Source organism: Psychrobacter sp. AOP30-A2-5 (assembly GCF_052378115.1).
In the GTDB taxonomy this organism is placed as follows: Bacteria; Pseudomonadota; Gammaproteobacteria; order Pseudomonadales; family Moraxellaceae; genus Psychrobacter.
Genome location: NZ_JBQSXK010000001.1, coordinates 340,496 through 364,737, shown reverse-complemented (window position 1 = coordinate 364,737; position 24,242 = coordinate 340,496). Strand labels below are relative to the sequence as shown.

Sequence of the window (24,242 nt, the reverse complement as noted above, 5' to 3'; positions counted from 1 at the left end):
AGGCACAGTTAGAAGAAGAGCGGCTTTTGGTAAAGCCGCTTGTTCATTTTTTAGCTCAGTCTGCACGCTTAGCATCCATCTTGGTTAACATAATCAAATGATTATTTAAGTTTGGCAAGTGGACGGATACCAATGGCACGACGAGTCTTGTCTAGTTGCTTACGGCTATGACGACGGGCTTTTTCTGCCCCCATTTGTAAGATTTCTTCTAGCTCTTTTGGGTTAGCCATAAGATGCTCATAACGCGCGCGGAAGGGTGCTATTTCCGTATTTATTTTCTCAAACAGGGCTTGCTTGGCATCGCCCCAGCCAATACCAGCAGCAAACTGCGCGCGCATATCAGCAATTTCTGTAGGAGTAGCAAAGGCTTTGTAAATCTCAAAAATAGCCGAATCGTCAGGATCTTTTGGCTCAGCAGGTAATTGTGAGTTGGTCACAATTTTCATGATGGCTTTATGCATCTGCTTTTCGGCGCTAACTTGTGGATTAGAATCACCAAATAGCGGAATGGTATTGCCATAGCTCTTACTCATCTTGCGACCATCCAAACCCGTTAGTAATGGGATATCGTCATCTACAACGGCAGATGGTAAGGTAAAGAGCGTTTTATAGCGATGATTAAAGGTACCAGCAATATCACGTGCCATTTCAACATGCTGAATTTGGTCGCGACCGACAGGTACATGTGTGGCATTAAACATCAAGATATCTGCTGCCATGAGTACAGGGTAGCCAAACAATCCCATATTAATACCTTGATCAGGATCGACGTCTTCTTTTTTCATATTAATATCAACAGCTGCTTTATAAGCATGAGCACGATTCATTAAACCTTTGGCACATGAGCAGTTCAAAATCCAAGCAAGCTCTGGTATTTCCGGCACATCTGATTGACGGTAAAAAGTGACGCGCTCAGGATCAAGTCCACAGGCAAGCCAAGTCGCTGCAATGGCTTTGGTCGATTCGTGAATAATAGCAGGATCATAACAACCGATAATGCCATGGTAATCTGCTAAAAAAAAGAATGCTTCGTCATCACTGTTTTGGATAGACTGAATGGCTGGACGAATCGCGCCAACGTAATTTCCTAAATGCAAGGTACCCGTCGGTTTGATGCCCGTCAAAATGCGCTTGGCTTGCGTTGAGTGATCAGGAGCTTGGTTGTCAGAACTTTGGTTATCAGAAGTATGAGTGTTATTCATGGTAAATCCATTATTTGGTTCATCAAGGTTTTATTTATAAAAGTTTTGTTTTTCAATTTATTATAAATTCATTGTTATTTATATGTAGGTAATATAAGAAATATAAGCTGCAAAGTATAGCAAATTTTCTGACGATTTTTCGTAGCAATACACGCTTACTTATAGATATCAGTACGACCATCAGGACCGTTTTTGAAGCGACGATGGAACCACATCCACTGAGTGGGATCAATACGAATCAATCCCTCTAGCAACTCATTGACTCGCGTCGCATCAGCCAATTCATCGTTACTTGGATAGTTTTTAATTTCTGGGGTAATCGTTAGATGATAGTGCGGGCGTTTGCCTTTGGGTAAGCTGTCTGGTGTCTGCCGGTAAGTATGCAGCGCCATTAATGCGGGTGGATGTGCCTTGTCGCCCAATTTTGCCATGCGCCGTGATGCTGTAATAGTCGCTGCTGGCACACCAAAGAATGGTGCCATGACGCCTTGTTTTAGACCATAATCTTGGTCAGGTGAGTACCAAATCACGTGACCAGCTTTAATTGACTCAACAAAACTGCGCATGTCACGACTGGCTATTTGCTTGCTAAGAATACTGGCACGACCATTATAAACAAACCAATCAAGTAGCGCGTTATTCTGCGGACGATACATCCCATCCATCGGAAAAAATTGTGTACAGAGCATGCCGCCCAGATCAAGCATCGTATAATGAGCGCCCAGTAAAATGACAGGACGACCCTCATTCTGTGCATTGACAACGTGCTGTAATCCCGAAATTGAAACGGTACGAGTAAAAACATTTGGACGATACCAAGCACATAAAGTTTCAAACACGCCAATGCCCTGATTGACAAAGACTTGTTTTGCCATTAATTCGCGCTCGACGTCTGGTTTTTCTGGAAAAGCCAGTTTCAAGTTGATAAGCGTATCACGCCGACGTGAGCCTGCTATTTTATAGATAAATATGCCCAGCTGACGTCCCAGCCAAAACTGCCAACGTAGTGGCAAATATATGATGGGTAAGATCATTGCTGCCAATAGCCAAATGCCCCAATATTTAGGCAATAAAAACTGCCATTGAAAAGGCTTTTTTTCAATGGGTGCTGTGCGCTTATGATTTTGGGTAATCGTTGGCATGCCAGCAGGGATCGCTGGGGACTTAGCAGGCTGCTGCGTACTTGATGGTGGCAGGCTGCTTTTGGTAGATGGTTTGCTGGGGTCGTATTGTTCAGGCGCTTTCATAAAATTGTTACTAATAATGAAAAGTTATCATCATGATGGGGTAGTCAGCATTGCTTTGCAAGGTGGTTTACGCACAAAATCACGAGCAAATGCAAAAGTCATCAGCCATAAAAAAACCTTATAAGCTGCGAACAGCTTATAAGGTTTTGCAAATCTACTCTTTTCTTTAAGATTGTGACTGTCGCTCTGAGATAAAGACAACAGCCACAAAAAGATAAGAGATAGCTTTGATTAACGTTTCGAGAATTGTGGACGTTTACGTGCTTTACGTAGACCCAATTTCTTACGTTCAACTTGACGTGAGTCACGAGTAACAAAGCCAGCTGCTTTTAGTGCAGGTTTGTTGGCTTCGTTTAGCTCAATCAATGCACGCGTGATGCCGTGACGGATTGCGCCAGCTTGACCACTAATACCGCCACCTTTTACAGTGATGTAAAGGTCATAAGCAGTAGGTGAGTCAAGTAATTCTAGAGGCTGACGAACAACCATACGTGAAGTTTCACGGCTAAAATACTCATCAAGTGGCTTACCGTTAACAACGATGCTACCAGTACCTTTAGCTAAAAAGACACGAGCAGTAGACGTCTTGCGGCGACCAGTTCCGTAATTGCGTTCCATAAGTATATCCTTAGATGTCTAGTTCTTTAGGTTGCTGTGCAGTATGTGGATGTTCAGTACCCGCATATAGCTTCAGCTTCTTGATCATCGCATAGCCAAGAGGGCCCTTTGGAAGCATACCCTTAACTGCTTTGTGTAGAACATCTTCAGGCTTATGTGCAAGCAACTTACTGAAGTTGGTTTCCTTGATACCACCTGGGTAACCACTGTGACGATAGTATTTTTTATCTTGCGCTTTTTTACCCGTTACCGTGATTTTATCAGCATTGATGACAACAATGAAGTCACCAGTGTCAACGTGCGGCGTAAAAGAAGGCTTATGCTTGCCACGTAAGCGACTAGCGATTTGAGTGGCTAAGCGACCAAGGGTTTTGCCGTCAGCATCTACGACATACCAGTCATGGGTCACTTCAGCTGGTTTTGCACTAAGTGTTTTCATGATAAAACCTTAAAATTAGAATTCGTTGAGAGTTTAGCTGGGAACGGGGCTCTCAAAAAACAGACTGCACATTATAAGCAGTAGTGCCTACGCTTGCAAGCTGCATTGGGGTTTATTTTCGCCTTATATACATTAAACTGCAGCGTTGGCCAGTTTTTAGCGGTTCTAAACATTTGTAAAATTTGTTAATGGCAGGCATTAACCCGACAATTATGACGATGATAAACGATAAAGTCCAGCAACAACTTGTCCAACCTTGGTCTGTTTCACACATTCAAAGCGGATTATTTGCTGAATAGTACCTGATTGGATATCTGGATTTTTATTAAGCGTCTCTTCCAGTTGCTTCAATTGACTTTCTAAATCTTTATCCGCTTCTAGATAAATCAGTGTTTCACTATCAATTAACGACTGGGTAATCAGTGCTATTAAAATAGGTTGCCACAGATCTTGAGCATACGGTGGATCGATGAATACAATATTGAAAGGGCGCGGAACAATCTGCTCTTGCATCAATACTCTTTCTGCAGTGCCTTGGATAATTTGATGAGTATCAGCGCTCAGATGCAACTGTTCAGCACTTTGACGCAGCATATTACTTTGCGCAGGATTTATTTCGATAAAGGTGGCGTGCGCGGCACCACGAGACAGTGCTTCAAAACCTAAGACACCACTACCAGCACAGCTATCAAGCACATAAGCGCCATGAATATCAGGAAGTAGCCAGCTAAACAGCGTCTCTCGCAAGCGATCTGGGGTCGGACGTAGACCCTCTGCGTCGATAAAACGTACAACACGGCGTTTAAATTGACCACCAATGATCCGCACGTCGCCCGCAGCTATATTTTTGTTCTTATGATTGTTCCTATGCTCGCGGCTGCTTATAGATTTTTTCATAATATTTATATTTACCGTATCTGGTTTAGCGTACTTTTACTCAGAGGTTGTGGCGGCTGTGGCTGCTTCCACCTCTGCCTTTTCTTCTAGCACTTTTTCTTCTTCTTCACGCTGGGCATCACGCATCAATTTTTCAAAAGCTTTTTGGCGTTTGATGACTTTTAGTTGATCAGCCGTTGGTGGCAAGATAGGGTCGTTTTTGCGCTGTAATATCCAGTAGTCAAATAGTGCGCGACCGATAGGTGCTGCAACCACACTACCACCGCCACCGTTTTCAACCAGTACTGCAAGCGCAATCTCAGGATTTTCTACGGGTGCAAAACCATTGAACCAAGCATGATCCCAGTGACGTTTGTCTATGGCAGATTTATCATAGCGTTTGCCTTGCGCAATGGACTTGACTTGCGCAGTACCCGTTTTGCCCGCAATACGATAGCGCGGCGTATAAATCCCACGTCCGGTACCTGCCTTGACGGTTTCTTCCATCGCATCGTGCATACGTAGCCAGTCAGACGGTTTGCCGTTATATTCGATTTTACCATCGGGTTTGGTGATTACGTTAACTTGTGCTGCACCATCGCTACTTTTTAGTAGATGCGGAGTAATGTGATAGCCTTTGTTCGCTGTCATGGCGGTTGCATTGGCAATCTGTAATGGTGTGGCTAAGAAATAACCCTGCCCGATACTGACTGAGATGGTTTCGCCCGGCAACCAGCCTTTATCATAGGTATCTTTTTTCCATTTTGGTGACGGCATAATTCCTGATTTTTCATTAGGCAAATCAATACCTGTTGGTTCACCAAATCCAAAACGTGCCATCCAATCATGTAGGCGCTGAATACCCATCTCATAAGCCAATTTATAATAATAGGTATCCACTGACATCACGATAGATTTTTTGAGATCTACCGTACCGTGACCACCACGCTTCCAGTCACGGAATCGATGTGAGTCTCCTGGTAAGCTAAAGTAACCGGGATCATAGATAGTGGTTTCCCAATTGCGCAGCCCATAATGAATGCCGCCTAAGCCTTCAAAAGGTTTAATCGTAGAGCCGGGTGGGTATGTCCCTTGTAGCGCACGATTATAGAGCGGCTGATCCAAATCTTCACGCAGATTGCCATAATCCTTAAAAGAGATGCCTGAGATAAAAGGGTTGGGGTCATAGCTTGGATTACTGACAAACGCCAATACGTCGCCATTTTTTGGATCGATTGCCACGATAGCGCCGCGACGACCGTCTAGCTGCTGCTGGGCGACTTGCTGTAAGCCATAATCCAAGCTCAGCGTAATGTCATTACCAGCTACAGGTGGTTTAGTGTCTAATTGACGCAAAATATTGCCAAGAGCATCGGTTTCTACCGACTGATAACCCGGTTGCCCTAGCAATATGTCCTCGTAATAATCTTCGATACCGATTTTACCGATAAGGTCAGTGCCAGCGTAGCGATCTTTGTCAATGCGTTTGGTTTCTTTATCATTGATACGCCCAACATAGCCGATGACGTGTGCGAATAGCTCGTCATAAGGGTATGAACGTGTCAGCTTGCTTTGAATGGTCACACCGCGAAAAAAGGGTTTGCGCTCACTAAACTGTGCCAATTGGGCATCGGTTAAGTCAATTTTGATGGTCACAGGATCGTTTTTGCTTTTACTCAGTCGCGCTAAAATATCGGTAATATTCTCATCTGTTAGCTCAAAAATAGGCGCAAGCAAATTTAGCGTACGCTCTGGATTTTCGACTTCATCAGGGCTTAACATGGCCGTAAATACGGGCTGGTTGTCTGCCAATATGATCCCATTGCGATCATAAATATAGCCGCGGCTGGGCGGTGCAGAGATCAGTTTAATACGGTTATTGTCTGCTTGCGTCGTATACTTATCGTGCGCATAGACTTGCAGGTAACCATAACGCACGATCAAGCCGCTCAATCCAATAAATATCAGAATTCCAAGGATAATAATACGACTGGTGAAAACACGATTGACCTGTTCAGTATTGGGGGTTAGCGGTTTATTCATAGAAAGTAAGAGCCCAAACGGTCAGTGAGTCAATAAAAGAGAGTAAAAGGGCAGGGTCGTTCACCAAAGTGCGGCGAGCATAAAGGATAATAATAAGAATTTCAATTACATGGACTGATATGAGTTGAAATAATAATCCCTCAATCTATATACAGCGATGTGCGGTCATACAATCACAAATTATAACAGAACAAATGAGCCGCCGCAGTACACCGCCATTTATTTTGTGGTCGTTATTATCTAAAGCGCCTGTAGATGATATTAATATTGTTACTATCGAAAGTAATAGTAAAACGTGTCATCCCTAGTCACAACTTACCTAGGCTCGACGTGTGCTAATGAATGGCAAGTATGCTAAAATCAGGCGATTTATTTGATAATAATTATCATGGGCAGAGCGGCTTTTTGTTAAGCGTTCTAATTTGCTAATCCTTTTTAATTAGCGACGACAATTAACCTGTCAGGGGCAAGATAAGTCATGGATGCAACTTCATTGTGGCAGACAATAGCTGAACACCCAGAGTTTTTTGCCATGCTGACTATTCCGCCTGTGACCGCATTTGTCACATGGATACACGTGTGGATGGCGCTTAAAATGCTGTTCTATCCGATTAAGTTTCGGGGTATTCGTATTCCAAACTTCCCGTTTTTTGGGTTGCCGGGTATTGGCTGGCAAGGTATCGTCCCACGAAAGGCTGGCAAGATATCAGGCGTTATCGTGGATCAAACGCTGTCAAAGCTTGGCTCGCTTGATGAGTTTTTTCAGGCGATGGAGCCTGAGCAGATGGCGGTATTTATCACGGATACCGTGGACAAAAACCTTGAAGCATTGATTGATGAAATCATGTTGGACCATTCGCCAGCGCTGTGGGGTAATCTGCCTTATGCGTTGAAGCGCCGTGTCTACGCTCAAGCGCATCAAGAGCTGCCTAATATCATGCAGTCTTTGGTGACTGACTTGACCCATAACGTCGAAGACTTGGTTGATATGCGCAAAATGATTGTTAACACGATGGAAAGTGATCGTCGTTTAATGGTCAATATGTTTTTGAAGGTTGGTCAAAAAGAGATCGATTTTATTTGGCATATCAGTGCTTTGATTGGTTTGGTCTTCGGTATTATCCAAATGTTTATATTTTTGGTGGTGCCGCAGCATTGGACAGTGCCGTTTTTTGCCGCTATTTGGGGTTTTCTTACCAATTGGATTGCTATTTGGATGGTGTTTAACCCTGTAGAGCCGCGATTTATTCCTTATGTGAAGTTTTTTGCCGTCCAGAGTCGCTTTCCCTTTATTAGACCGCAATTACCACATATCGCCCAGTACCGTTTGCAAGGCGGTTTTATGAAACGCCAAGAGGAGGTTTCTGAGGTTTTTGCTGAGATTGTCGTAAAAGATTTGGTGACGCTTGAGAACATCATGAATGAGATGATGTATGGCGACCGTGCTGCGCAAACGCGTGAGTTGATGAAGTCGCATTTATATAAAGTGCTAGAGTCGCCAGTGATTAGTACGACACTGCGCCTAGGCTTGGGTCGCCGCGAATATGGACAGCTAAAAAACACCATCATTGATAAGTCAATTGTTGCGACAATGGTGCCATTGCGAGATCCTGAGCTCAATGAAAGCCGTGCCAGTAAAATTTTTGGGCTGTTTCGTGACCGTATTCGCGCGCTGACGCCAGATGAGTTTCAGAACTTATTACGTCCCGCTTTTCGTGAAGATGAAATGACATTAATCGTGTTGGGTGGTTTGACAGGGTTTTTAGCAGGCTGGTTGCATCTGGTCTTAGTGTTTTTTCCTGCGATTCAGTAATGACGCATTTTTTATGTCCTTTATACACATCGCATACAGAGTGGATACAGAAACGTGACAAGTTGACGCTAATGTACCTTGCTGTAAGCGCCCTCAGCTGCAATGGCTAATGGCGCTTTTATAATAAATAATACTAATAAAGATCAGCAGTATAAATACTCGTAGTAACGATTACTGGATGCTTTCGAATATCCTAAAAAACCAATCCCTAAAATAAACAATGACCGTATTAAGGTAAACAAGGTTAGACCGTATGTTAATCACAGAATTGGGTTATTTTGCCTTGCTAGCCGCCTTTATATTGGCGATTTTGCAGGTGGTATTACCAACCGTCGGTATTATGCGTGACCACGTTGCGTGGCAGCGTTTGGCACCAAGTCTGGCGTGGGCACAATTTGCTGCCATGATCACATCATTTGCCGCGCTGATGGCAGGCTTTTATTATAATGACTTCAGCCTCGTCTATGTCACTCAGCATTCTAATACGCTGTTGCCTTGGTATTATAAGCTGTCGGCAACTTGGGGTGGTCATGAGGGTTCATTGCTGCTTTGGATGACCATCATGGCTACTTGGTGTGCGCTGGTCTCTTACTTTAGCCGTGGTTTGCCACTGTCTATGCGTGCGCGAGTGTTGGTAATTTTGGCTGGCGTGCAGATGATGATGCTAGCGATGCTGATTTTTACCTCGTCGCCATTTGATCGTACATTACCAAATTTGCCTGTTGATGGTGCGGATCTAAATCCTGTGCTACAAGATTTCGGTTTGATTATTCATCCACCGATGCTGTATATGGGCTATGTGGGTTTGGTCGTGCCGTTTGCCTTTTGTATGGCGGCATTGTGGGAAGGTCGTTTAGATGCAGTGTGGACACGCTGGTCGCGTCCGTGGGCATTGGCGGCTTGGGGCTTTTTGACCGTTGGTATCGCGCTTGGCTCATGGTGGGCCTATTATGAGCTTGGCTGGGGTGGTTGGTGGTTCTGGGATCCAGTAGAGAACGCTTCATTGATGCCATGGCTGGCTGGTACCGCGCTGCTACATTCGCTCGCGGTCACAGAAAAACGTGGTGTCTTTAAAGCATGGACGATTATGCTGGCGATTTTTTCTTTTGCACTCAGTCTATTGGGCACCTTTCTCGTGCGTTCTGGCGTTATTACCTCGGTGCATTCGTTTGCCGCAGACCCAACGCGTGGTCTGGTTATTTTAGTCATTCTCGGTGTGATCATCGGCGGTGGCTTGTTGATGTTTGCGGTACGTGGTTGGCGTTTAACGGTCGAAAGTCAGTATCAGCTGATCTCACGCGAGTCATTTTTAGTCATTAACAACGTTATTATTTTGATTTCGACTTTGGTCGTACTACTCGGCACGCTCTATCCTATCATTGCTGACTCCTTTAATTTAGGTCAGGTGTCTGTCGGCCCTCCTTACTTTAATGCGCTATTTGTACCGCTCACGTGGCTGATATTAGTGGCAATGGGTATGGGCTCGAACATTCGCTGGAAAAAAGACAGCCGTCCGCTATTGGGCGCTGGTATGGTCATTGCAGCCAGTAGTTTAGTGCTTGCAGCAGTTATCACGTATTTTGTGAGCCCGTCTGCGATGCTTAATATTGGCGTTACCTTAGCGGTCAGTTTTTGGGTACTGCTATGGATGGTGGTTGATTTCAAAGACAAAACCAAAAACGCACCCAGTTTTGTTAAAGGGTTACGCCAGTTACGTCTGAGCTATTGGGGTCAACAGACCGCTCATATTGGTGTCATTATTGCCGTCATCGGCGTCGCATTTACCAGTACGTTAAGTATTGAACGTGATGTCGCGCTTGGACCAAACGATAGTGTTCATGTCCAAGGCTATGACTTTACCGTTAAAGGCTTTCGTGAAGTCAAAGGCAGTAACTTTGATGCCACCCAAGCTGAGGTTGAAATCAGCAAAGATGGCCGTGCTGTGACTACGCTGTATCCTGAAAAACGTAATTACATCATTAGTATGATGCCAGTCACAGAAGCCGCGATTGATGCTAGCCTCATGCGTGATGTTTACGTGGCACTGGGCGAACCTATCGCCGAAGATAGCAACGAATGGGCAGTACGTATTTATGTGAAACCGCTTATCCGCTGGATATGGCTAGGCGCTCTGATTATGGCGTTTGGTGCAGTACTGAGTATTCTTGATCATCGGTATCGTATTAAGAAAACCAAGACACCTGCACAAATTGCGGCGAATAAAGCAGGCTTTACCACCGTCGCCGATTTGGATGCGTCAGCATTAAAGACAGGGGATAATTAATATGAGCACATCAAAGCAATCCCCTGATCAGAATGCAAAGCAAGATAAGGTAGGTGGCACGAAAACCATGAATAAAAAGCAACTTAAGCTATGGTTTTTGATTCCACTGATCGTTTTCATTGGCTTAATCATCATGCTATATCTGCGTTTGGGTAAGCCGACGGATATCGTTACCAATACGGCACTTGAGCGCCCAGTGCCCGCTTTTGAGCTGCCATTATTATCAGATACCAGTCGTATCATGACCAATGAGAATCTGCCTGATAAGCCCTTTTTAATGAACATTTGGGGCTCTTGGTGCCCAACTTGTATTATTGAGCATCCTTTTCTTATGCAACTAGAGGAGCGCGGTGTCAATCTGGTCGGGGTCAACTATAAAGATGATATTGGTGATGCTCTAGGCTACTTAAACCGAGGTGGCGATCCGTTCTCGATGTCTATTCAGGATTTATCTGGTCAGTTTGCTTTGGACTTAGGTTTGACGGGTGCGCCTGAGACTTTCGTAGTCGATGGTAATGGTATTATTCGTCAGCACATCATTGGTGAGATCAATGAAAGCAACTGGCAAAGTCGTATTACGCCTTGCTTGATGGTACTCAATGAAGCCAATAATAACAACGTCAGTCCAGATCCGACTCAGGTTGCGGAGGCGTGTAAATGATAGCCAATAAAATAACAGCCGTTACGTTAAAAGTCGCGAGCTTATTGATAGCTTGTCTAATAAGTATGGCAAGCTATGCTGCTATTGAGGTTTATGACTTTGATTCTGTGCAGCAAGAAGCCCAATATCGTGGTCTCATCGAAGAGCTGCGTTGCCCAAAATGTCAAAACCAAAATCTTGCAGGATCGGATGCGCCCATTGCTCAAGATCTAAAGCAAAAAACCTATGATTTGATAAAAGATGGTCGTAGTGATGGCGAGATTCGTGCTTATATGCAGGAACGTTATGGCGATTTCATCACTTATAAGCCGCCTGTCCGTCCATCAACGTGGATTTTGTGGTTTTTTCCGCCACTATTACTCATCAGTTTACTCATAGGCTGGTTCTGGCAAAGCAAACGACGTCAGCTTGTCGCTAGTGGTGAAAGCGGGGTAACGGTCAATAGTACGGCTGCTGCTCTATCTGCGGCCGAAAAAGCCGAGATTGATCGTCTGTTATCACGTGCTTCGAGCGATGAAAAAAACGACCATGATATTACAAGCCTCAAGGACAAAAAATGACCATATTCTCTACTGTGGGCTTATTTATTGCTCTAAGCTTACTCATCGCCCTAATACTCGCTGTTATTACTATCATGCCTTGGCTGCGAGCATCACGCTCGCCAGAAAAGCCTATGGACAATCAGCTTTTGGATATCAACGTTGCTGTGTTCCGTGAGCGTCTAGCAGAACTAAAAACAGATAAAGACAATGGCACTATCGATGACAGCCATTACCAGAACCAAAAACTGGAGCTTGAACGCCAGTTATTGGATGCTCAGCGTGAAGTCACACCGATGGTCGCGCCTGGCATCAAAAGCCGATTGATTATTACTGTCTGGGTGCCTGTCTTGGCAGCGATGGCGTATTTGATGGTCGGCGATCGTACGCCTGTGTTCGAGCTTTGGGCAGCTGAAGACAAAGTGGGTCAAGTGGCTGATGACTTATTAACGGGTAAGATTGATCAGCCGCCTGCTTGGGCGATTGAAGATGGTCAACAGCTGATTAGTGCCATGCAAACCAATGTCTATCGTCATGCTGATGATCCAGATCGCTGGATGCGTTTATCAGAATTATTCTTATCATTAGAAGCCACTGACTCCGCAATTGAAGCCTTGTCGCGTGCTTATCGTTTGTCACCAGACAATGAAGAGATTGCAACCACCTATGCACAGATTAGCTTCTTTGCCAATAAAGGCCAATTAGACGCTAATAGTCGCCGAGTGCTACAAGACGTGTTGGCTAAAAATCCAGAGCATGAGGGCGCGCAAATGCTCATGGCAATGGGTGAGGCACGGAGTAGTAATTTTGATCAAGCACAAGGCTGGATTAAGCGTCTACGTGACAGTATTGCGGCTAAACCTGGTGATCATACCAAAGCATTGGCGAGTCTAGATGAGCTAAGTGCTAATGTCACCGCTCAGCAACAGCAAGCCTCTGAAGGTGTTGAAGTGACTGTTACGATTAATGCTAGCCTGCTGCCGTTAGTCAAAGCCGACGATGTGTTGTTTGTGGCTATACGTGATGTCAATGGTGGCCCACCATTTGCTGCCAAACGTTTGCCTATCAGTGTCATCAAGCAAGGTGAAGCCAGCATTAGCCTAAGCGATTTGGATGCCATGATGCCTGAACGTACTTTGAAATCGGCTCGAGCGGATAAAGTTCAGTTGGCTGTCATCGCTCGTATCAGCCATAGTGGTACTGCCAGTGCAGAGTCAGGGGATTTGTCAGGTAATCCAGTGGTGATTAGTGCGGAACAAAATCAGGTCAATGTTGAAATTAATCAACAAATTCCATAGTATTTATATCTGTTGTTGTCAGCACCTCTGACGTAAGCGCTGTTGTCCGATACAGCAGCGCGCAACAGCATTATATGAACAGATAAGTCATGACAACTTATCACTGCAAATAATGAAAATACTTGAGCTTTGCCAAGCCACAAGGTAAGGTAGCTTGGCAAACAACCAATCCCTGAGTTTTATTAGTCCCAAAATCCTATCTATTAAGGAGAGTCGTGTAATGATGCGTATTATTTTGCTAGGTCCACCAGGCGCCGGTAAAGGTACCCAGGCCCAGTTTATTTCTAAAGAATATGATATCCCGCAGATCTCAACTGGCGATATGCTGCGTGCAGCAATCAAAGAAGGCAGCGAGCTTGGCAAAAAAGCCAAAGACATCATGAATGCTGGTGGTTTGGTTTCTGATGACCTCATTATTAACCTAGTGAAAGAACGTATCGCTAAGCCTGATTGTGCCAATGGTTGTATTTTGGATGGTTTTCCGCGTACGATTCCACAGGCTCAAGCACTTGCAGATGCTGACGTTGCTATCGATCATGTAATCGAAATCAGTGTGCCGGATGACGAGATTGTCAAGCGCTTATCTGGTCGTCGCCAACATCCTGGTTCAGGTCGCGTTTATCACGTTGATCACAATCCACCCAAGATTGAGGGTATCGACGATGTGACTGGTGAAGCGCTAATCCAGCGTGAAGATGATAAAGAATCTACCATTCGTGATCGTCTAGCGACTTATCATGAGCAAACATCAGCGCTTGTTGGTTTTTATCAAGACAAGGCCAAAGAAGGTGCCGATGCCCCTAATTATGATAAGTTTGATGGCACGCAAGGCATCGATGAGGTTAAGCAACAAATTTTATCAGCGTTAAAAGGTTGATCATCGATTTCGAATAATTGATGACGCGATTGAAGACCCTGTTTATTAGCAGGGTTTTTTTATGTCTAATGGTTTTAACTGTATGTCTCACAATATTACTAAGCAGAACTCTCGTTGCTCAACGATTCTTTTGAGTAAGCGCTTAAACAGCATCCACAAAAAAGCCGCTCACTCCTAATGAGTAAACGGCTTTTTTATTAAAATATACTGCGAATAAAGCTAGCACATTTTTGCTTAAAACTTATGCATTACCTTCAGCATCAACTTGTGCTTGTTGCTGGCTTTGTGCGTAAGCTTGGTCAAAGTTGACAGGGGCTAGCAATAACTGCGGGAAGCTACCACGCGTTACGATGTCGCTGATGACTTCACGAGCATATGGGAACAAAACGTTCGGGCAGTATGCACCTAAGATTTGACCGATTTGGTCTTCTGGGATGTCTTTTAATAAGAAGATACCTGCTTGATGCACTTCAGCGATAAATGCCGCTTCTTCCGCATTTTTTGCTGTAACGCTCACCGTTAAGATGACTTGATAATGATCGTCATCGAGTTTTTCAGCATTGCTAGACAAATTGATATCAAGCTCTGGGTTCCACTCTTTGGTGAACACACTAGCGCCTGGGACTTCAAGTGACATGTCTTTTACGTAGATACGCTCTAGTGCTAATTGTGGTTGTGCTTGTTCTTCAGCCATGATAAATCCTCTAAAAGTTAATCAAATAGTTGGACAAACTGTCATTTTAATAAAAGTTCATTGTAATATAAATCGAGACAAAATCTGGATGTTTTTATTACTCTCTTTTATCTTTGCCGCTGTCTATCATTGCACAGGCAAAGACAGACAGCAACGAAAAGTAGCAGATTAACCTGCTAATAGCTCGTCAAGTTTGCCTTGTTGGTTCATTTGATTGAGCTCATCAAAACCACCGACAAAGGTCTCACCGACGAAAATTTGCGGTACAGTACGATAGTTATTGGTTTTTTTCATTAATTCTTGACGCTCTTCGCGGCTCATATCGTGCATGCCAATTTCTTCATAGTCAACGCCTTTAGTTTTTAAGAGTTGTTTGGCGTTTGAGCAATATGGGCAGATAGGCGTCGTATAAACTTTAACAGCGACAGTCATGGTAAATCCTTATTTATAAGTTTAGAAGGTAATCGTTTTATTATAAAAAGTATTATAAATAATTATTTGATAAAAATTCTTATAATCCGTTACCAGCAAGTAAATTGAAGATAGATTCGGTGATGCTCGTTATTAAAGTGGGGATGAGTAGAGCAAATTCAAGATGTTTGAGTATAAAAGCGCTGACGGTAGCATAAATGCCACAAACAAAAAAACACCTATCGATAAGGTGTCTTTTTTATTTGTGAATATTCAACGCGCCTCAATCATATACCAATTGATACGGGCTAAATATTTTTTAAACAGCAGTATAGCGGACTACTTATGTAGACTTGGTTTGGCTTTGCCTTTATTTTTAGGCTTTGCGTCTTTTAAACCAACCAATGGCATGCCCGCTGCTTGCCAGCCGCCGATACCACCTTCTAAGCGATAGACACTGTCCTTGCCGATCATCTGAATCGCCGCGCCTGCTTGCACACCCATATCACAAATGATAATCACTGGCTGCTCAATTGCACGGATTTCTTCTAAGCGGTCTTTAAGCTCAGTGAACGGTATGTTACGGCTGCCTTGGATGTAACCGGTCTCAAACTTCTTTTTGGCACGAATATCGATTAGCTGCGCGTTTTGCGAGTTAACCATCATACCTAAGGTATTGGGCGATATTTTTCTGCCACTACGTTTGTTTTCAATCGTAAAAAATAGCACGGCAAGTACGGCTAATATACCAAATAAAAACGGGTGGTTGCCCACAAATTCCAGCGCACGATCCAAACCATACCTCCAAAAAAATAAGTGTTCGGTTAAGCTGAGAAGACAGCCTAACGATACTGAACAAGGCGCTATTATACCGATTAGACCATCCATAGTAAACGGGCGATGGTCAACCGAGCGATTAACGACCCATAAGGCAGCGATTATGATTAATAAGCCCTATTAATAATGCAAATATTATTAATAGGGCTTAGTATCAGCCTCTTCTCTTAGGGTAACGAGGTTTTCCACACGGCGCTGCAATACCACGCCGTCAGCAACTGCCTCCCATAATGCGCAGCCTTTGCTGTTGTGAGTATGACGACAATCACGGAACTGACAGTTGCCAGATAACGGTGCAAGCTCTACAAATCCTGAAATGATATCATCGGGTGTGAGGTGCCAAATGCCGTACTCGCGGATACCTGGCGTATCGACGATACCGCCTTGGGTCAAGTCGGCTGGATTAAATGGTAATAAGCGACTGGTGGTGGTGGTGTGTTGACCAAGTTTTGAGTTGTCAGAGATGATATTGACGCTTTGTGCCGATTCAGGTAGTAGTGCATTGATTAAACTGCTTTTACCGACACCAGATTGCCCCGCAAAAATCACCAGTTTTTTATCGATATAACGTTTTAGCTCATCCAGCCCTTTTTGCTCATCACTGTTAGCGATGTTTTCAGGGCAATCGACTGAGGTCAAGACGCTCTCATAACCGAGAGAAGCATATTGTGCCAGTAATTCTTTGGTATCGACGCCGTTTTCTTCTGCCAATAAATCGGCTTTATTAAGCACCAACAACGGCTTTACGCCAGCATGATGACAGACGACCAAATAACGATCGATGAGGGTTGGCGCGGCAGCAGGTAGCGGCGCGAAGACAATGGCCAAAATATCAACATTGGCGGCGACAGGTTTAAGTTTATGATAACGATCAGGACGCGAGACCAGAGAGGTACGCGGCTTAACCGATTCAATACGTCCAAAGCCAGTATTAGGGTCAGCACTCCAGCGTACTTGGTCACCAGCGGCTAGCATCGGTAAATTGGTACGCACATGACAACGCCAAATATCGCCTAATGCCAGCTCTTGCCAAAACGGCTCAGGATCATCGGGTGCAATCTCCGGTTGTACGGGTATCACCGCAGGCAAGCTGGTCACTTGTACTTCCAACTGCTTGCCATAATGCGCCATGACCACGCCATCCATCAAACTGTCATCGATGCTGTCTTGACTTGCCAGCTGTTGTTTGTCGATGCGACGAATCTGTTGCTTAGTCAGTTTGCGTTGCCGAATTAATGCCATGGGTTTTGAACCTATTAAAAAAATATTGCTAAGTGTAGCGTGAAAGTTTGATAACATACAGCCTAAAGCGCCTGCTGCAGACAGAGATTTTGTAACGTTTTAAGGGTTATAAATCAGTAGATGCAACGTTTTGCTACAGTTTGCTACTTAGCCATGAACATTAACAGGCGATTTATTTAATTAATATTGCTCCAAAGTTGTTCTAAACTTTATTGACCATAGGATATTTTATGAGTACCGGTGACCACCCCAACAAGATTAAAATCAGAAACCAAGGCAAAAAAGGGCTGGTATGGATTGACCTAGAAATGACCGGACTGGATACCTTGAATGACGAGATTATCGAGATTGCTACCGTTGTCACTGATGAAGATTTGAATGTCCTTGCCGAAGGGCCAGTGTTCGCTATAAAAGTATCGGATCAAACGTTAAATAAAATGGATGATTGGAATACTAAGCAGCATAGTCAGTCAGGATTGGTCGACCGTGTCCGCCGTAGTACCGTGACATTGGCAGAGGCCGAAGCTGAAACCATTAAGTTTCTCAATAAATGGGTCGATAGTGGTAAGTCGCCAATGTGCGGCAATTCCATCTGTCAAGATCGCCGTTTTATGGCGCGTCAAATGCCGGAGCTTGAGCGCTTCTTCCATTATCGCAATCTGGATGTGTCGTCAATCAAAGAGCTTTGCTTCCGCTGGCGTCCTGATATTCTCAGAAACTTTGAAAAAGGTGGTAGTCACTTAGCGTTAGATGACATTCGTGATTCTATTCGTGAGCTAAAGCACTATCGTCAACATTTCTTTAAATTAATACCGTAAAGTAAGAGTTGAGTGATCAATAGTTTCACACTTAAATTCGCTTCAATTATGCAGTGTAATTTAAAGAAAAAAGGTCTATTGATAATTCAACAGACCTTTTTTATTGTTCAGAGGCGCTCAAAAAAAATGATATTAAATGAGCGACTTAAACTCAATCAATCTAAATTCAGCAGCATTACTACTAAAACTGTCATTTGAATGCTCGTCGCCTGTGACTGCGCCAATCACCGCACTTACTTTTGGCTGGCGAGTATCTTTATCTAACAATCTCCAGTCGCCGAGCACGTAGCGTTTTTTATCAGTGGTAGCCTGACGAATATCTGGACGATGGGTGTGACCATGTAGTAATGCATCGCTATCAGCCACTGCTTGTATCACTGCATCTTTATTGACATCCATGATATGCGCCGCTTTATTGGCATTATTCTGCTGGCTTTTTTGCCGCATTTTATCGGCGATAGCCAAGCGTTTTTCTAATGATTTATTGAGCAAATACCACTGAGTCAAACGATGACGCATGATTTTACGAAAAAACTGATACTTTTTATCATCAGTACACAAGGCATCACCGTGCTCTAGACGATAATTTTGCTGACCGACAGTCAAAGTATACGGCTCGTAAATAAGCTCGCCACCAAATAGATTGCAGAATGGCTGACCTAACAAAAAATCACGGTTGCCATGCATGACCAAAATCTCACAACCAGCTACCCGTAGTTTTTTTAATTTAACGATAAGCGGAGTGAGCCAATGACTTTGTCGTTCCTCGTCGGATAAAGACAAATAAAAATCATCACCGAGCCAGACCTCAAACCAATCACCTAAGATAAACAAGCGTTTGAGCGCAGGCAGAGCAAGGCAATCATCAAGCAGCGCCAAAAAAGCCTGCACTAAGGCAGGCTCTTCAGGCGATAAATGCAAATCGCTAATCAATACTTGCCGCACCTCATGAGGGCGGGTGGTAATTAGGTGGTCAAAACTTTGCATTTATCCTTATCCTCGTAATTTTAAACAGTAACGACTCATAAGCTTTTACAGACTCATCGCTACTGAGTAATAACTATTGAAGAATGATTACTGAGAGACAGTTATTTAGTAGCAGTTACTTAGTGATAATAGTTGCTGAGTTGATAACCACTGGCTCTTTTGGCACATCAGCATGCATGCCGAAACGACCAGTAGGTACGCCGCGCATTTTTTCGATGACGTCCATACCGCTGGTTACTTTACCAAATACGGTGTAGCCCCAACCTTGCATGTTTTTGCCAGAATGGTTTAGGAAATCGTTGTCTTTTACGTTAACGAAAAACTGGCTGGTTGCTGAATGCGGATCTTGCGTACGCGCCATCGCAATCGTACCAGCGTCGTTTTTTAGACCGTTGTCTGCTTCGTTTTCAACTGGAGCATTGGTCGCTTTTTCATTCATTTCAGCGTCCATTCCGCCGCCTTGAATCATAAAGCCGTCAATAATGCGATGGAAAATCGTACCGTCATAATGACCAGATTTTACATAGTTTAAAAAGTTTTCAACGGTTTTTGGTGCTTTTTCTTCATTGAGTTCGATAACGATCGCACCCATATTGGTGTCTAGTTCTACTACTGGTGGCATGTCTACCATGTGATATTCCTCTTTGATTGCAACGCCTAAAATGACGCTGTTAAGTGGTGGCTAAAAAGTTGGTGGTTAAAAAGTTATGGCTAGTCTAACGGCTTTTTTATCTCGTGTCATGTATCAGGCTGTTAATGCGTTCGCAAAAGCTGATAGAATAACGCAACTTTAGCTTTTTATTATCATTTTTAATAACTTGTTTTTAATGATTTGGTTTGAATTTTCCATGCTGCGTGATGGCACGTAGCATGAACTGACAATTTGCGTTAGGAGCAATGCCCGATGAGTGAGCACTCAAGCAACAATGCACAAAAAGACGAACAAAAAAACGATTTTATTCGCAATATCATTCGTGACGATGTCAAGGCGCAAAAATACCCACAAATCGTGACGCGCTTTCCGCCAGAGCCAAATGGCTACTTGCATTTGGGGCACGTAAAATCTATCTGCCTAAACTTTGGCGTAGCCAAAGAGTTTGGTGGTGTTTGTAACCTGCGTTTTGATGACACCAACCCAACCGCAGAAAAGCAAGACTTCATCGATAATATCGAGAACGATGTGAAATGGCTAGGATTTGAGTGGGCAGGAGAGGCGCACCATGCGTCAGGCTACTTTGACCAACTTCATGCTTGGGCGATTCAGCTTATCAAACAAGGCGACGCTTATGTAGACTTGCAATCGCCTGAGCAAATTAAAGAAAACCGAGGCTCATTCAATGAGGCAGGCACAGCGTCACCACATCGTTCTGCCAGTGTTGAAGAAAACTTGACCCTCTTTGATGACATGAAAGAAGGCAAGTTTGCCGAAGGCAAAGCGGTACTGCGTGCCAAGATTGATATGGCAAGCCCAAATATGAATATGCGCGACCCTGTTATCTATCGTGTTATGCACCAAACGCATCATCAGACGGGTGATAAATGGTGTATTTATCCGATGTATGATTTTGCCCATCCGCTCTCTGATGCACTCGAAGGCATTACCCATTCGTTAGGTACGCTGGAATTTGAAGACCATCGTCCGTTTTATGATTGGGCGGTTGAAAAAATTGGCTTTGATGTGCCGCCGCACCAGTACGAGTTTAGTCGTCTAAACGTCGACCATACCTTGACCAGTAAACGCAAATTAAAGCAGTTGGTTGATGAAGGTATCGTTAGCGGTTGGGATGATCCACGTATGCCGACGATTGCAGGTATGCGCCGCCGCGGTTATACGCCGGAGGGTTTACGTGACTTCTGTGAGCGTGTTGGCGTGACCAAAGTAGACAGCGTCGTCGACTTTCGCTTATTAGAATTCAGCATTCGTCAATCATTAGAGACGACCACAGGTCGTGGTATGGCGGTACTTAAGCCATTAAAAGTGACCATTACCAACTTTGCCGAAGCGGTCAGCAGTTGGGAGTCGCAAAAAGCGGACAGCGTCAATGCTCGCTTTGATGATGCTTCGCAAACCTTATGGCTGACGCAGCCAAATCATCCTAATGTCGATATGGGCGAGCGTGAAATTCCGTTTACCGAAACCCTTTATATTGACCAAGGTGATTACGAAATTGAGCCGCCAGCAGGTTATAAGCGTCTATCACCAGAAAAGCCAGAAATTCGTCTGCGTAATACCTATGTATTGGCAGTGACTGAGCACATTACAGATGAAGCGGGCAATGTCGTTGAACTAAAAGCGACGATTGATCCGGCGACTTTGGGTCAAAATCCTGAAGGTCGTAAGGTTAAAGGCGTGATTCATTGGGTATCAGCTAGCCAAGGCATCCCAGCAACGGTGCGCATGTATGAGCAGTTATTTAGTGTCGAAGACCCAAGTGGCGTCGCTGACGTCCATCAAGCATTGAATCCTAACTCGTTGACTGAACTCAATACCGTGGTGGAACCGTCATTGGTGAATGCGGACGCTGGCACACGCTTCCAGTTTGAGCGTGAAGGTTACTTTATCTCTGATAGCGAAGACCATAGCACTGATAAACCAGTCTTTAACCAAATCGTGAGCTTGCGTGACAGCTATAAGCCAGCTTAATTTATCACTATTAGCGGCATTAGCGCTTATTTGAAAAGCTACTGAACAATAGTAGTTTGCAAGCTTGCCCATTTCTAGTACGCTAGGGATGGGCTTTTTTGTGCATGATTATAAAGTGATTGATCGTAAGATTTGAGGAAAGAATAATAGCAAAATTTTTAAACAGCAGTGGCACGACTTACTATTTAGAAGAATTGATTAAAAATGCGTCTGATAGGTTGATTATCATCAGTCCTTATCTAAAGCTGAATGAGCGTATTAAAGAGCTATTAGAAGATCGTAATCGCCTAAAAATCGATATTCGCATTGTCTATGGCAAGAATGATTTGCACCCAGAAGAGATAAACTGGCTCAAAAATCTGACTTTTATTCGCACCAGCTTTTGCAAAAACTTGCATGCAAAGTGTTATCTGAATGAAAACGAATGCATTATTACCAGTTTGAACCTTTATGAGTTTAGCCAAGTCAACAATAATGAAATGGGCGTGCTGATTTATCGTAATGAAGATGCCAAACTATATGCCGATACTTATGAGGAGGCACAGCGCATTATTCGTATCAGCGATGAAGTGCGCATGTCGCTTGAAAAAGTGACCGAATCTGATGGTAGGACTGATAATACTGCTACTGCCAGTCATACAATGTCCAGCAATAATGCTAATACAACGGTCGCACTTACTGCTACAGAAGCGGCAACGCCTAATTACTCTAAGCTGACCACAGCAAAGCTTGCCAAAGAGCTGGGTTTTAAGACCCAAGAGTTAAATGATAAGTTGCTTGCAGCGGGATATTTACAAGAGCAAGAAGGTGAGCTTACATTAACAGATGCTGGACGTGCAGCAGGTGGTACCAGTAAAAAAGGTAAATTCGGTGATTTCTGTTTGTGGGATTCTGGAATGGTGATTTGATTCATTCGTTAAGTCTATGCTAAATTACTTAGTAATAAACAGAATAACCGCATTACAATCCTTCACAAGACAGTCATAACCAGTTTGCTAAGATAAAATAGAATTTTTGCTGACGTGCTTTGAGTAATTGTGTAATATCTGACAGGGCACGTTGATAATAAAAAGTACGTTGATAATAGAGCACGTGAATATCTTTGGATATTAGTGCTCATCACTAACATAGCTAAGGAATTAAGCATGGCACATTTACGTTTAGGCGATACCGCACCGAATTTTGACGCTGCAACCACGGAAGGTGACATCAACTTTCACGAGTGGGCAGGCGATAATTGGGTCGTTTTTTTCTCCCATCCAGCTGATTTTACGCCAGTATGTACGACTGAGCTTGGCCGTGCTGCGGCACTGAATGGCGAATTTCAAAAGCGTGGTGTCAAGCCAATCTGTATCTCTGTTGATGGTATCGATGACCATCATGCGTGGGCAAAAGACATTGGTGAGACGCAAGGTACTGAGCTAAATTTTCCAATCATTGCTGATCCGAACAAAGAAGTCGCTGAGCTATATGACATGATGCATCCAAATGCAGATAGCACGCATACGGTACGCAGTGTCTTCATTATTGATCCAAATAAAAAAATCCGCTTAACGCTGACTTATCCTGCGAGCTGTGGTCGTAATTTTGACGAGATTATCCGTGTCATTGATGCTCTGCAACTGTCTGATGAATATAATATTGCGACGCCAGTTGACTGGAAAGACGGTGATGATGTCATCATTCCACCAAGTGTTAAAAACGAAGATATTGCGGCCAAATACCCTAAAGGTTATACAGAAATTAAGCCTTATTTACGTACCACGCCTGCACCCAATAAATAAGTAGCATGATTGGATGAATGAAATGAAGCCTCATGACGTAACGTTGTGGGGCTTTTTGTTGTTTAGTCTCTGATCAAAAAAGCAAGCCTAATAAGGCTTTGCTATGATGAGCAGAGTAGGATATAACAGTTGTACAAAGGATGGCCAGTCTTTATCTATCATCAGCAGCGTAATAACCATAATAAAACCAGATAGCGTTGAATCGCTTTTGTTCAATCTTACAAGGAGTTTGCCATGAAAAAACTATACGTTACCCGTACCGCGCCCAATCCACGTAAAGCCCTTATTTTGTTAGCATCAAAAGGCATCGATGTCGATGATATGGATGATGTGGACGTGATTGACATTGATTTTGCTGCCAATGAGCAAATGTCAGACGAGTTCACCAAAATAAATCCAATGCAGACCGTGCCAGTTCTAGTACTAGGGGATGGCACGGTACTTAATGATTCACAGGCTGTATGTGAGTATCTCGACCGTGTCTATGGTGAGCGTTCGGTGATGGGTAATGATGTAATACAACGTGCGCAAGTGTGCGCTATGCGCCGCATTGCTGAGTTTGAGGTATTATATAATTTTATGCTGGCTTTTCAGCACAGTCATCCGTCCAAAGCCCAACGCGTTGAGCAAGTCCCAGAGTTTGTCGCGCCATCTGTTGCACGAGCTGTTAAAGCCCTTGCTTATTTTGAAAATATTTTAGAAGGTCGTGAGTATTTGGTCGGTGAACAATTAAGCTTTGCTGATATCGTCTTATATCTCGGTTTGGATTTTGGTAAAGTCCTTAACGTGAATCCGAATGAGCAGGGCGAAAATCTTGCGCGTTTTTATCAAATGATGAATGAGCGTTTCAGTATTAAAAATATGGCAAAAGCCAAAATTGCTCATACAAACGAGTAAGACTAGCGAGTAAGACTAGCGCGAAAAATTA

At 43.7% G+C, this 24,242-nt stretch carries 23 protein-coding genes; 11 read left to right on the top strand and 12 right to left on the bottom strand.

Annotation, left to right across the window (positions count from 1 at the left end; all coding sequences use genetic code 11):
* Positions 1-101: 101 nt before the first annotated feature.
* The 6 genes from ACT3S4_RS01510 to mrdA all read right to left on the bottom strand — a co-directional run bounded on the left by ACT3S4_RS01510 (position 102) and on the right by mrdA (position 6,425).
* Positions 102-1,202, bottom strand: a complete 1,101-nt coding sequence (locus tag ACT3S4_RS01510; protein ID WP_444760261.1) for a tryptophan--tRNA ligase — start codon at positions 1,200-1,202, stop codon at positions 102-104.
* A gap of 155 nt (positions 1,203-1,357) precedes the next feature.
* Positions 1,358-2,449, bottom strand: a complete 1,092-nt coding sequence (locus tag ACT3S4_RS01505; protein WP_444760260.1) for an LpxL/LpxP family acyltransferase — start codon at positions 2,447-2,449, stop codon at positions 1,358-1,360.
* Between the two features lie 231 nt (positions 2,450-2,680).
* Positions 2,681-3,067: a 30S ribosomal protein S9 gene (gene rpsI / locus ACT3S4_RS01500; protein ID WP_045451158.1), complete on the bottom strand. Its 387-nt coding sequence runs from the start codon at positions 3,065-3,067 to the stop codon at positions 2,681-2,683.
* 10 nt (positions 3,068-3,077) lie between these two features.
* Positions 3,078-3,506 (bottom strand): 50S ribosomal protein L13, encoded by a 429-nt coding sequence (rplM, locus tag ACT3S4_RS01495; RefSeq protein WP_045447009.1) that lies wholly within the window; start codon positions 3,504-3,506, stop codon positions 3,078-3,080.
* Between the two features lie 210 nt (positions 3,507-3,716).
* Positions 3,717-4,403 carry a 16S rRNA (guanine(966)-N(2))-methyltransferase RsmD gene (gene rsmD, locus ACT3S4_RS01490; RefSeq protein WP_443558430.1) on the bottom strand — a complete coding sequence of 229 codons (687 nt, stop codon included), beginning with the start codon at positions 4,401-4,403 and terminating at the stop codon, positions 3,717-3,719.
* Between the two features lie 36 nt (positions 4,404-4,439).
* Positions 4,440-6,425: a penicillin-binding protein 2 gene (mrdA, locus tag ACT3S4_RS01485; RefSeq protein WP_443558432.1), complete on the bottom strand. Its 1,986-nt coding sequence runs from the start codon at positions 6,423-6,425 to the stop codon at positions 4,440-4,442.
* Positions 6,426-6,903: 478 nt separating this feature from the next.
* Between mrdA and ACT3S4_RS01480 the strand changes: the two genes are divergently transcribed.
* The 6 genes from ACT3S4_RS01480 to adk all read left to right on the top strand — a co-directional run bounded on the left by ACT3S4_RS01480 (position 6,904) and on the right by adk (position 13,897).
* Positions 6,904-8,238 carry a hypothetical protein gene (locus ACT3S4_RS01480; protein WP_087815527.1) on the top strand — a complete coding sequence of 445 codons (1,335 nt, stop codon included), beginning with the start codon at positions 6,904-6,906 and terminating at the stop codon, positions 8,236-8,238.
* Between the two features lie 253 nt (positions 8,239-8,491).
* Positions 8,492-10,522, top strand: a complete 2,031-nt coding sequence (locus ACT3S4_RS01475) for a heme lyase CcmF/NrfE family subunit (protein WP_443558434.1) — start codon at positions 8,492-8,494, stop codon at positions 10,520-10,522.
* 1 nt (position 10,523) lies between these two features.
* The gene (locus ACT3S4_RS01470) at positions 10,524-11,183 is read left to right on the top strand and encodes a DsbE family thiol:disulfide interchange protein (protein ID WP_055123790.1); all 660 of its coding nucleotides are present in this window, start codon (positions 10,524-10,526) and stop codon (positions 11,181-11,183) included.
* Positions 11,180-11,743 (top strand): cytochrome c-type biogenesis protein, encoded by a 564-nt coding sequence (locus tag ACT3S4_RS01465; protein ID WP_426138662.1) that lies wholly within the window; start codon positions 11,180-11,182, stop codon positions 11,741-11,743. The genes ACT3S4_RS01470 and ACT3S4_RS01465 overlap by 4 nt, the downstream gene beginning before the upstream one ends.
* On the top strand, positions 11,740-13,020 hold the full coding sequence (ccmI, locus tag ACT3S4_RS01460; protein WP_193008326.1) for a c-type cytochrome biogenesis protein CcmI: 1,281 nt from the start codon (positions 11,740-11,742) through the stop codon (positions 13,018-13,020). The genes ACT3S4_RS01465 and ccmI overlap by 4 nt, the downstream gene beginning before the upstream one ends.
* Before the next feature lie 220 nt (positions 13,021-13,240).
* Positions 13,241-13,897, top strand: coding sequence for an adenylate kinase (gene adk / locus ACT3S4_RS01455; RefSeq protein WP_444760259.1), 657 nt, complete (start codon positions 13,241-13,243; stop codon positions 13,895-13,897).
* Between the two features lie 241 nt (positions 13,898-14,138).
* Here adk and secB read toward each other — a convergent pair whose 3' ends face one another.
* The 4 genes from secB to rsgA form a co-directional block, all read right to left on the bottom strand.
* Positions 14,139-14,591, bottom strand: coding sequence for a protein-export chaperone SecB (gene secB, locus ACT3S4_RS01450; protein WP_045446997.1), 453 nt, complete (start codon positions 14,589-14,591; stop codon positions 14,139-14,141).
* Between the two features lie 168 nt (positions 14,592-14,759).
* The gene (gene grxC / locus ACT3S4_RS01445) at positions 14,760-15,023 is read right to left on the bottom strand and encodes a glutaredoxin 3 (protein ID WP_045446994.1); all 264 of its coding nucleotides are present in this window, start codon (positions 15,021-15,023) and stop codon (positions 14,760-14,762) included.
* A gap of 318 nt (positions 15,024-15,341) precedes the next feature.
* Positions 15,342-15,797 (bottom strand): rhodanese-like domain-containing protein, encoded by a 456-nt coding sequence (locus ACT3S4_RS01440; protein WP_045446990.1) that lies wholly within the window; start codon positions 15,795-15,797, stop codon positions 15,342-15,344.
* A 180-nt stretch (positions 15,798-15,977) separates the two neighbouring features.
* Positions 15,978-17,081 (bottom strand): ribosome small subunit-dependent GTPase A, encoded by a 1,104-nt coding sequence (rsgA, locus tag ACT3S4_RS01435; RefSeq protein WP_444760258.1) that lies wholly within the window; start codon positions 17,079-17,081, stop codon positions 15,978-15,980.
* Between the two features lie 230 nt (positions 17,082-17,311).
* On the opposite strand from rsgA, the gene orn reads away from it, so the two are divergent.
* Positions 17,312-17,899 (top strand): oligoribonuclease, encoded by a 588-nt coding sequence (gene orn / locus ACT3S4_RS01430; protein WP_444760257.1) that lies wholly within the window; start codon positions 17,312-17,314, stop codon positions 17,897-17,899.
* A gap of 132 nt (positions 17,900-18,031) precedes the next feature.
* On the opposite strand, the gene ACT3S4_RS01425 is transcribed toward orn, so the two are convergent.
* Positions 18,032-18,886 (bottom strand): UDP-2,3-diacylglucosamine diphosphatase, encoded by an 855-nt coding sequence (locus ACT3S4_RS01425; RefSeq protein WP_109589257.1) that lies wholly within the window; start codon positions 18,884-18,886, stop codon positions 18,032-18,034.
* Between the two features lie 115 nt (positions 18,887-19,001).
* Positions 19,002-19,517, bottom strand: a complete 516-nt coding sequence (locus ACT3S4_RS01420; protein WP_045446977.1) for a peptidylprolyl isomerase — start codon at positions 19,515-19,517, stop codon at positions 19,002-19,004.
* Positions 19,518-19,790: 273 nt separating this feature from the next.
* Here ACT3S4_RS01420 and ACT3S4_RS01415 point away from each other — a divergent pair, with 273 nt between their 5' ends.
* The 4 genes from ACT3S4_RS01415 to ACT3S4_RS01400 all read left to right on the top strand — a co-directional run bounded on the left by ACT3S4_RS01415 (position 19,791) and on the right by ACT3S4_RS01400 (position 24,211).
* Complete coding sequence (locus tag ACT3S4_RS01415; RefSeq protein ID WP_444760256.1) at positions 19,791-21,530, top strand: glutamine--tRNA ligase/YqeY domain fusion protein; 1,740 nt, start codon at positions 19,791-19,793, stop codon at positions 21,528-21,530.
* A gap of 146 nt (positions 21,531-21,676) precedes the next feature.
* Positions 21,677-22,438 carry a phospholipase D family protein gene (locus tag ACT3S4_RS01410; RefSeq protein WP_444760352.1) on the top strand — a complete coding sequence of 254 codons (762 nt, stop codon included), beginning with the start codon at positions 21,677-21,679 and terminating at the stop codon, positions 22,436-22,438.
* A gap of 237 nt (positions 22,439-22,675) precedes the next feature.
* Positions 22,676-23,314, top strand: a complete 639-nt coding sequence (locus ACT3S4_RS01405; RefSeq protein WP_201605010.1) for a peroxiredoxin — start codon at positions 22,676-22,678, stop codon at positions 23,312-23,314.
* 234 nt (positions 23,315-23,548) lie between these two features.
* Positions 23,549-24,211 (top strand): glutathione S-transferase family protein, encoded by a 663-nt coding sequence (locus ACT3S4_RS01400; protein ID WP_109589253.1) that lies wholly within the window; start codon positions 23,549-23,551, stop codon positions 24,209-24,211.
* Positions 24,212-24,242: the final 31 nt, after the last annotated feature.